The organism is Methylobacterium sp. Leaf399 (genome assembly GCF_001424525.1).
In the GTDB taxonomy this organism is placed as follows: Bacteria; Pseudomonadota; Alphaproteobacteria; order Rhizobiales; family Beijerinckiaceae; genus Methylobacterium.
Window position 1 is genome coordinate 1 of sequence record NZ_LMQK01000022.1, and the last position, 10,000, is coordinate 10,000.

Genomic DNA, 10,000 nt, shown 5'->3' on the forward strand with positions numbered 1-10,000 from the left:
GCCCGTCACCGTCTCGCCGAGGTTTGTCCCGAGGGTCGCGGTGGTGAAGGCGTCGCCGCGCTGGGTCCCGCTGATGTCGCGGACATCGAAGGTCACGCCCGYTCCGGCCACGAAGGTAGTGCCTTCGTCGTCGTAGCGGCCGACCGGGCCGGTCGGGACGTCCGAGCCGTCCTCGGCCTGCAACCGCACCGCCAGGCCGTTGCCGGCATCGAGGCCGCTGCCGTTGCCCACCTCCGAGGAGGTGAAGGTCAGGCGCACGCACCGCCAGGCCGTTGCCGGCATCGAGGCCGCTGCCGTTGCCCACCTCCGAGGAGGTGAAGGTCAGGCGCACCTGTCCGGCCGTCGCGGCGTTGACCGTCACCCGGTCGGCGCCGGCGCCGAGATCGACGCTGTCGGCCCCATCCGTGCTGACGTTGACGATCGCGGTGTCGTCGCCGAGGCCGCCTGCGAGGCTGTCATCACCCAGGCCACCCGTCAGCGTGTCGTTGCCAGCGTTGCCCTGGAGGGCGTCGGCACCGGACGAGCCCGTCAGGGAGTCCCCGAGCTGTCCGCCCAGGACGACGATCGGCTGCGCGGTGGAGGAGGTGTTCTGCGTCGCCGTCAGGTCCAGGACGATCGGGCGCGTGGCCACGTTCTGGAAATTGAAGTCGGTGCCGACATTCTGGAAGTCGTTGTCGTGGATACCGGCGTAGGTGTCCGTCTTGGGAACACCGACGGAGATACCGGTGCCGGCCTCCTTGAAGACGTTGCCGGCGACCTCGTGGGTCGCGTCGTCGTACCCGTCGAGGTTCACGGCCGAGCGCACGTACTGGAACGTGTTGCCGGTGATGGTGAGATCGGCGCTCGTGCCGTCGGACCAGATGCCGCGCTGCCAGGATGCCGTCGAGAAGTTGGCCGCGTTCGCTCCGGTGATCAGGTTGTTTGCGATCGTCACGGCGCCGGAGAGGGCGGTGTAGAGCCCGATCGCACGGGATTCGGTATTTCCTCCAACGGTCTCGTTGAAGAACACCGAGTTCGTGACGACGTAGCTGCCCGATCCGGCAAAGTTCAGTGCCGGATTCGACGCACCGGTGGTGCCGGTCGCCGAGGTGGCGCGGAACTCGATGCCGTCCAGCGTGACGTTCTGGCTACCGGAGACCGAGACGCGACCGACGATCGACGATTCCGCGCCGCGCGTGGCCGCCCCCTTGATGCCCTCGTTGTTCACTCCCAGGATGGTGAGCGCCTTGTCGGCGATGGCGACGTCGCCGAGCCACGCGCCGGACGCGACGAGGATGGTGTCGCCGTTGGCGGCGGCATCGACCGCGGCCTGGATCGAGGCGTACCCGTTGCCGCCGACCAGCAGCGTTCTGCCCGTCTCCGCACCGTCGATCACCTCGACGCCGGAGAGGGTGTCGGTTTCGCCGGCTCCCGTCGCAACCGTCCAGCTGGCCTGCGCGGCATCGTAGGACACCGCCGTCCTGGGGTCGATCGCGCCGGTATAACGGGCGGTGTCGATACCGGCGCCGCCCTCGAGGATGTCGTTACCGGCGCCTCCGATCAGGACGTCGTTACCGGCAGCTCCCGCGAGCCGGTCGTCGCCCGCAGCACCGTCGATCGTGTCGTCGGGGTTCGAATTGGCGATGTAGGCGTATTCGGCCGTGATGAAGTCGCCCTGGTCGGTGCCGGTCACGGCCTGGCCGTTTCCGTCGCCGAGTCCGTCGCCATAGAGATAGACGCCGATCTTGCGATCGCTGCCCAGGCCCGTATCGCTGAACGTGTTGTTCGTCCCGAAATACTGCTGGACGTCCTCGACCCCGTCCAGGACGCCGTAGCCGACGGTGGACGCCGCGGTATCGGCGAAATCGTTGTTGTCGATGAGGGTGCCCGCCGCCCAGTCGTCGCCGACGAAGGCGTTGCCGAAGTCGGTGAACGTGTTGTTCCTGACGATGAACTGGGTCGAGGGGTTGAAGTAGCCGCCCTGGTCCCACCCCGTGACGAGGTTGCCGTCGATGATCAGGCCCGACACGTTGCCGCCGAAGGGCGTCAGGAAGCCGGGATAGCCGGGGTTCGAACCGGCATCGACGACCGAATGCGTGATCGTGACATTGTCGGCGCTCACGTAGATGCCGGATTGATTCCCGGCGTTGGAGGCTCCGCCGACCACGGTGAGCCCGTCGATGACCACGCCATCGGCCGAAACGTTGAGACCGCCGTTGAGGATCGACTCGCCGGCCGCGTCACGGTCCTCGCTTGCACCGTCGAGGCCGGCATAGGCCCCACGAATGGTCACGGACTTGTCGACGTCGACGCTGCCCATATCGGCCAGCGTGCCGGCCATGACCACAATCGTGTCGCCGTTCGACGATGCGTCGATGGCGCCCTGAAGCGTGGCGAAGCCACCTGCGCCGACGAGAAGGAATTTCTTCCCGTTCGCATCGACGATTGTCTCGATACCCGTCAGGGTATCGGTTCCCTCCGTGCCTGCCGCCACCTGCCAGGCCATCGCCGAGCCGGGCGCCTTCGTGAAGGAGGCGCCGGTCAAGGCGACCCCGTAGATGGCCGTATCCGTGCCGTTCCCGCCGTCGATGACGTCGTCGCCCGCTCCGCCGGTGATGGCGTTGGCGCCGGCATCGCCGGTGATCGTGTCGGCCCCGGCACCGCCGATGACGTTCTCGACGCCCGCCACCGACGTGAAGCCCGAGGCGGTGCCCGCCGACAGGTCGACGGTGACCGCTTCGGTGCTTCCGCTGTAGTCGAGGGTGTCGCCGGAGGTGCCCTGAGCGCCTAGGTCGAGGGAGATCCTCTCGACGTTGACGATGGTATCGCCGGTACCGCCGAGAACGCCGCCGGTGACGGTCACCGAGACCGTATCGTCGCCGCCGGTGCCGGACACCGCCAGCGTATCCGTGCCCGCGCCGCCGTCGATGGCGTCGTTGCCGTCGCCGAGGGTCGCCTCGATGCGATCGTCACCGTCGCCGCCCTCAAGGCTGTCGTTGCCCGCGCCGCCGACCAGGACGTCGTCTCCGTCGCCGCCAATCAGGGTGTCGTCGCCCGCGAGGCCCGTGAGGACGTTGTCGCCGGCTCCGCCGGTGATGACGTTGGCGAGGTCGTTGCCGGTTCCCTCCGAAACGATGCGGTTCTCGATGTCGTCGAAATAGAAGCCCTGGTTCTGCCCGAAGGCGCCGTCCTGCGGTGCGCCGCCGGCACTCGGCCGGAAGAAGATGCGGTTGGTCTGGTTGGCCTCGGCATTGGCGCCGTGAGTGCCGCCGATCGCATCGCGATAGTTCTCGAAGGTCGTGCTCGTCCCGGCGAGGGCGCCGTCGACGTAGATCTGGATGACGTCGTTATCCGCGCCGTCGACGTAGGTGAGGCGCAGCTCGATGTCGTGCCAAGCCGCGGCCGACAGACCCGAGACGAGGGTCCGGTTGCCGGTGAAGGCGGCAAAGTCGTTGACGCCCGCGCCCGTGTCGAAGTTCCCACCCGGCAGGGCATCGGCGACCGCGACACGCAGGCCCTGACCGGCGATCGACTCGATCACCATGAAGTTGTTGCGGTCGGTGCCGGCCTCGGTACCGAAATCCACCTCCAGACGGGAGTTGTCGGCGGTCTCTGAGACGGCCTTCACCCGGAAGGACAGGACGTGGACGTTGCCTTCGGCCGTGGTGCCCCGCTCACCGGCGGCGACACCGAGGCTCGCCGAATAGGGCCCAGAGAACCCGCCCGAGGTCGGATCGCTCGACATCCTGAAGACTTTGTTACCGCCGAGGTCGACGACACCCTGGTCGCTGCCACCCGAGAGGACGGTCCAGCCGTTCTCGCCGTTGGCGATGGGGCCGGCGTCGAAATCCCGGAAGTCGTCCACACCGGTGGCGACGTCGAGGAGCGTCAGGTTCTCGACGTTGGCGCCGAGCGTGTAGCCGCCCCCGGTCACCACCGTATCGATGCCGCCGTCGAGCCCTTCGACGATGGTCTCTCCGCCGATGATCCGATAGGTGTCGTCACCGCCGAGGCCGGCGTAGGTGATCGGGCCGGTGGCCCCGGGCGAGGTGGAAACGGTGTCGGCGTCGCCGCTCAGCGTCACGTCGAGGACCGACAGGGTGCGGTTGTCGTAGGAGCCGCTCGCGGCCGAGGTGATGGCGACGTTGGTCACATCGACGCCGGTGGGGCCGGTATTGGTCTTGCCGGGCTCCCCGATGCGGATACCCGTCGAGGTGCCTGAAATAGTGCCGTTCTCGATGACGACGCCGTCGAGGCTCGCCGGATTGCCGTTGTAGCTCGGCGCGTCGTCGCGGGCCTTGAGCGTGATGGCACCTCCGAACGGATGCGGTGCGCCGCCGCCGTTCGACAGGCCGACATCCGTGAAGGCGAAGTCGGAGATGGTGATGTTCGAATAGGCCTCGTACTTCAGGTTGATGTCGATGCCGGCGCCGAAGCCTCCGAGGTTGGCACCGCTGCCACCGAAGGCGGGGCCGCGGCCGAACTGGCCGACATCGGTCATGACGAGGTCGACGAGGTCCGCGTTCGAAAGCTGCTCGAAGTACAGGCCCTTCTCGGTGAGGTTCCGGAAGCTCACGCCGTCGATGGTGACGTTTGAGAAATCTCCCTCCTCGCCGGCGGAGGCGTTGAAGGTCGCGCCGTGATAGCCGTCCCTGACGGTTCCACCGGTCCAGGTGAAGTCGGTGACGGCCGCCTGCGTCGCCTTGTTGATGCCTGTCACGAAGCCGTCGAGGACGATGCCGTCGAGGGTGAGTCCGCGGTTGCTGCCGACGTTGATGCCGGTCTGGTAGCTGGACAACGTGATGTCGGCGATCGTGACGTCGTTCGCGGCGATGCTCAGACCGATGGCCGCGGTACCGCCGGTGTATCCGCTCGCCGTCTCGAGGAAGCTCGACACGCTGGCGTCGGCGGCAAGACCGTTGGCGGAGCGGAAGGTGCCCTGGAGGATCACGTCCGCGGCGTTGCCGGTGACGCTCTCGATCGTGAGCCCGGCCGTCGTGACCGAGAACGCGCCTGCGTAGGTGCCGGGCGCCAGCTTGATGACGTCGTTCGGTCCGGCACCGGTCAGGGCCGAGGTCAGGCCAGCCGCGTCGGTGACGAGCCAGACGGTCGTACCGTCAAAGGTCACGCGCTCGATGCCGTCGAGCGTCACGACTCCACCGTCGACTGAAACCGTGAAGGTTCCGGGCACCGTACCGGCAGCGATCGCAGTCTGCGTGTAGGGGCCGGTGAACGTCGCCGTGTCGAAGCCAGTCCCGCCACGCAGGATGTCGCCCGCACCGATGCCGCTAAAATTGTCGTTGCCGCCGTTGCCGACCAGGAGGTTGGCGACCGAAGCGGATCCGACGAAGGTGTCGCCGGCCGCGCCGCCGGTGGCGTTCTCGATCCCGGTCAGCCCGGCCGAGAATGCACCGCTGACGCTTCCGGTGGCGAGGTTGATCGTCACCGCGGTGGTCGCGGACGACGCATCGAGCGTGTCCACACCGGCGCGGCCATCGATGACGTCGGCGCCGGCGGTCGCGAAGAACACATTGTCCGCCCCCGACCCGTAGAGGCCATCGGCACCGGCGCTCCCACGCAGGTTCTCGATGTTCACGAGGGCATCGACGCCAGTGGCCGTGGAGAACGAATTGCCCGAGGCGAGGTCGGCGAAGCTGCCCGCGGTTCCAGCCGCGGTGAGGTCGTAGGTGTCAGTGCCCGCGCCGCCGTCGATCACGTCATTGCCGGCCGACGCGAAGATCAGATCGTTGCCGGAACCATAGGTCAGCCGGTTGCCCGACACGGTGCCAGGCTGACCGTCGGTCTCGATGGACGATCCGAGGTTGCCGCCGGCGTTGTTCGAGAACGTGTTGTTCTGGATCGTCGTGTTCTCTTCCCGGCTGCGCAGCTGGGTGGCGAAGCGGTTCGTGAAGCCCGTGAAGGTGTTGTTCGAAATCGTCGTGTTCGCGGCGTCGATCGTGACCAGATTGTTGCCCTGCGGGTTACCGCCCGCGTTCGTGCCGCCGGCGGTCCCGGACACGAGGTTGTTGGTGAAGACGATGTTCGACGAGGGTCCCTCGTTCGAACCTAGCACTACGAGCTGGCGCGGCACGTTGGCGTCGGAAAATTGCGCGCCGAAACCACTCCCACCCGGCTGCGAACCCGTGAATGTCTGGCCGGAGAAGATGTTGCCGTCGATCAGAATGTCGGTCAGCGTTCTACCGAATTCACTGGTCAGGCCGCCGTCGCCGTTTGCCACGACGTCGTTTCCGATGATGCGCAGTCCCGAATGGTTTCCGGTCAGGTAGATGGCGGCGCGCTCGATATTGGGCGGGCCGTCGAAGCCGACGACGGTGAATCCTCGTCCGACCCCACCGATGGTGACGTTGTTCACGCCCGCCACGATCTCGATGGCGCCCTGGCCTGAATTGTCAGGGGAGCCGACGATGGAAGTCGTACCGCGACCGCTTTCGGACAGTAGGGTCAGCGGCTTATCGATGATGACGTTTTCGTAATACGTGCCAGGACCGACGATGATGGTGTCGTTTGCAGACGCCGCTGCGACGGCCGCCTGGATCGTGGAGTAAACGGTCGAGCCGCCCTGCTGATCAAACAACGTCACCATCACATACCCCTACTCGGTTACAGACAGAGTGACGCAGGCCGAGCGGCAGCGTCCGCATAAAACGGGCAATGAGCGCTTTTGACGGGTGTCAGGACTTGGCGATCACTTCCCTGTCACGCCCCGTTAACCGGGCGTTAAGTGTTCGCCAAAAGCCATGCGCAGGCAGGGGTTGTCAATGAGGCGATGTACTGATTCTCACAGCATTCATCGGACGCGACGACGTTTCGCAATGCGAAGACGGCTTCCGAAAAGTGGCGATATCGTATCTTCTTCGATAGGGCGGCGAGCGAGGGTTGCTATATTGATCAAACGACTTTTGCATGACTGTAGAGAGAGCACGGCTCAAATCGATCCGCATTGCGTTCGGCAGTTTTACGTTTGTCAGTGATGAACGACGTTTCAAATGTAATCCTATTGCCATGAGCGACAACAATACTTGAACCTATCTCATGTTATGCAACCTTGAGATGAGTATGTTTTTTACATTCTCGTTGAGGTCGATTTATTGGCGCCGATCAGGCCAAGGCAGCGATCAGGCGCCCCGACCGTGCCAGACAGAACGCGATGTCATGATTGGCGGGATGATCCATTAACTACGTCCATCGTTGTGCTGATCCTCGGCAAAATTAGTGATTAATATTAACTTAATCGGCGTTTTATCGAATAATCATGCCCACATAAACCGAATGTACTGATCGGTCCGATATCTCGCGATTCCCATCCGGGAACGCTGGCATGACATCGCTCTCATCAGACGGCCTTGAAGACGGCATCGTCGACGACACCGATCAGGTCCGGTCGCTCGGCTACAATGCGGCTTACGCAGGACAGCTGACGGCGCCCAAGATGTGGCACCTGTCGACGACCGTTCCCGGTGGAGCCGGCTTCGCCGAGGCCTGGGCCTATGCCAAGGGCGAAGGCACCGTCATCAGCGTCGTCGATGAGGGCGTGAACTATCGACACGCCGACCTGGCCTGGGCCTACGATGCCACGATCGACTACGATCCGCGTGATGCCGCCGATGCGATGGACGCTCGGCCCGACCTCACGACGCAGCGCCATGGCACCAACGTCGCCGGCCTCATCTCGGGCGACATGGCGAACGCCATCGCGACGGTCGGCGCCGCACAGGGGAGCATCCTGACGGCGACGTTCCTGCGCTACGGCGAGAACTTCGTCATGTCGGAACTGGCCGACATCATCGCCCATCAGGCCAACTACGACGTCAGCAACAACAGCTGGGGATTCACGACCGCGTTCGCCGACAATTTCGAGAATGCGAACTTCGCCACCACGGCCGCGGCCCTGGCCGGCGCCGTCGGCGACGGTCGCGAGGGCCTCGGCACGGTTTTCGTCTTTGCCGCCGGTAACGGCAAAGTGATGAAGAACGGCGTGAGCGTCTCCGACGATGCGGGATTCCACAGCCTGACGGCCTCGCGCTTCACGATCGCGGTCGGTGCCCACGACGACAAGGGGACCCCGGCGTTCTTCTCGAGCCCGGGGGCCAACGTGCTGCTGACGGCGCCGGGCATGAGCGTTCTCACGACGAACGGCGGCTCAGACGGAGCGACGGAGTATTCCTACGTCTCCGGGACGTCGTTCGCCGCTCCTCTCGTGTCGAGTGCGGTCGCGCTGATCCTGTCCGAGAACCCGCTTCTGGGATATCGGGACGTGCAGGAGATCCTGGCACTCAGTTCCCGGTCCCGCCTCGGCGGTCCCACCGCCGCGAACGGCGCGACCGCCTTCAACGGCGGCGGCCTGATGTTCGACCGCGAGGGGGGCTTCGGCACCCTCGACGCCGCCACAGCGGTGAATCTGGCGCGTCACTGGCACAGTCAGTCGACGGCCGCCAACGAGCAGCGTCTCGATCTGGGTTTCGCGATTCCCGCCAGCCTCGACAAGACCAGAACCGTGCTGGAAGCGGAGCTGATCTCTCCGGACGGGACCGGGTTCTCGATCGATCACGTCTCCCTGCACGTGAATCTCTACGACCGCGGTCTCAAGGACCTGAGCATCGCCTTGGTCTCGCCGGACGGGACACGCACGGCGATCGCCGAATCCATGGCGGTGGTCGGCTCGCGCACCAGCCTGAACTTCACGTTCGGTTCGGTCGCAACCTGGGGCGAGGATCCGTTCGGAACCTGGCGCGTCGAACTGACCCATAGTCAGGCCCCGAGCACCTTCATCGCGTTCGAGGCCAGCCTCCAAGTCTACGGCGATTGGGACACGCCCGACGATACCGCCTTCATCACCGGCAGCTTCGCTGACCTTGCGGCCCTCGATCCCGGCAGGGCCACCCTCGTCGATACCGACGGCGGCGTCGATACGCTCAACTTCGCGGCCTCCAAGACCTCGGCGATCGTCGATCTGTCGAGGGAGACGGCGAGTTCGAGCGACGGCGTCGTGATCGTCCTGGCGGGCGAGTACGAGAACGTCATCGGGTCCGTCGAGAGCGATCGACTGACAGGCTCAGACGCCGCCAACCGCCTCGTCGGCGACGACGGCGACGACACCCTCCTCGGCGGGGCCGGCGACGACACCCTCGACGGCGGCGCCGGCGACGATCGCCTCCAGGGCGGCGACGGCAGCGATCGTCTCGACGGCGGCCTGGGGATCGACACCGTCGTGCTCGACGGTTCGTTCTTCGACTATGCCGTCACACGCGAGGGCACGCTCTACGCGATCACCGATCGAAACGGAGCGCTCGATCGTGTCACGGCCGTCGAATGGGTGTCCGTCGATGGTTTTCTGGCCGATCTGACGCTCGCTCCCGACATCCTCGTCAGCGCAGCCCCCTCCATCGGGGCAATCACGGCGCGCGACGGTGGCGCCCTCGTCGTGGACGACGGGTCGACCGGCACACCCCTGGCCACGATCACGGGGCACGATCCGAACCTGCTCCTCGGGGATGTCCTCAGCTTCTCCCTCTCGGGCCTCGGCGGTCGGTCACTCGACGGTACCTTCTCGATCGCCGCGACGTCGACGTCGCAGGCCGTCCTGACCTTTGTCGGGGGGGCGGCCGGTTCCTACGACCTCCTGGTGACCGCCACCGATCGCTCCGGCCATGCGGTCACCGAGACCGTCGTCGTCACCGTGCTTCATCGCAACGCGGGTCCCACCGCGATCGCCATGGATCACCTCTCCGTCGACGAGGCTGCTGACGGCCGCATCGTCGGCCGCGTCGGCGCGTCCGATCCCGAGGGCGATGACCTCGTCTTCACCGTGGACGACCCCCGGTTCGAGGTCGCCGTCACCGAGGCGGGGCTCGTCCTCAGGCTGGTGGCCGGCATGAGCCTCGACTTCGAGGATCAGGCCAGTGTGACCGTTGGGATCACGGCGACGGACGGGGGTGGCGCGACGTTCACGAAGGACTTCACGATCGTGGTCAACGACGTGGACGAGGCGGCGACCGGGGCG

2 protein-coding genes are annotated in these 10,000 nt (G+C 65.8%); one reads left to right on the top strand and one right to left on the bottom strand.

Features of this window, described 5'->3' with window-relative positions; translation table 11 throughout:
• A partial coding sequence (locus ASG40_RS11165) for a hypothetical protein (RefSeq protein WP_055885319.1) occupies positions 1-6,583 on the bottom strand: 6,583 nt, incomplete at its 3' end.
• Positions 6,584-7,318: 735 nt separating this feature from the next.
• Here ASG40_RS11165 and ASG40_RS22390 point away from each other — a divergent pair.
• On the top strand, positions 7,319-10,000 hold a 2,682-nt coding region (locus tag ASG40_RS22390; protein WP_055885322.1), incomplete at its 3' end, for a S8 family serine peptidase.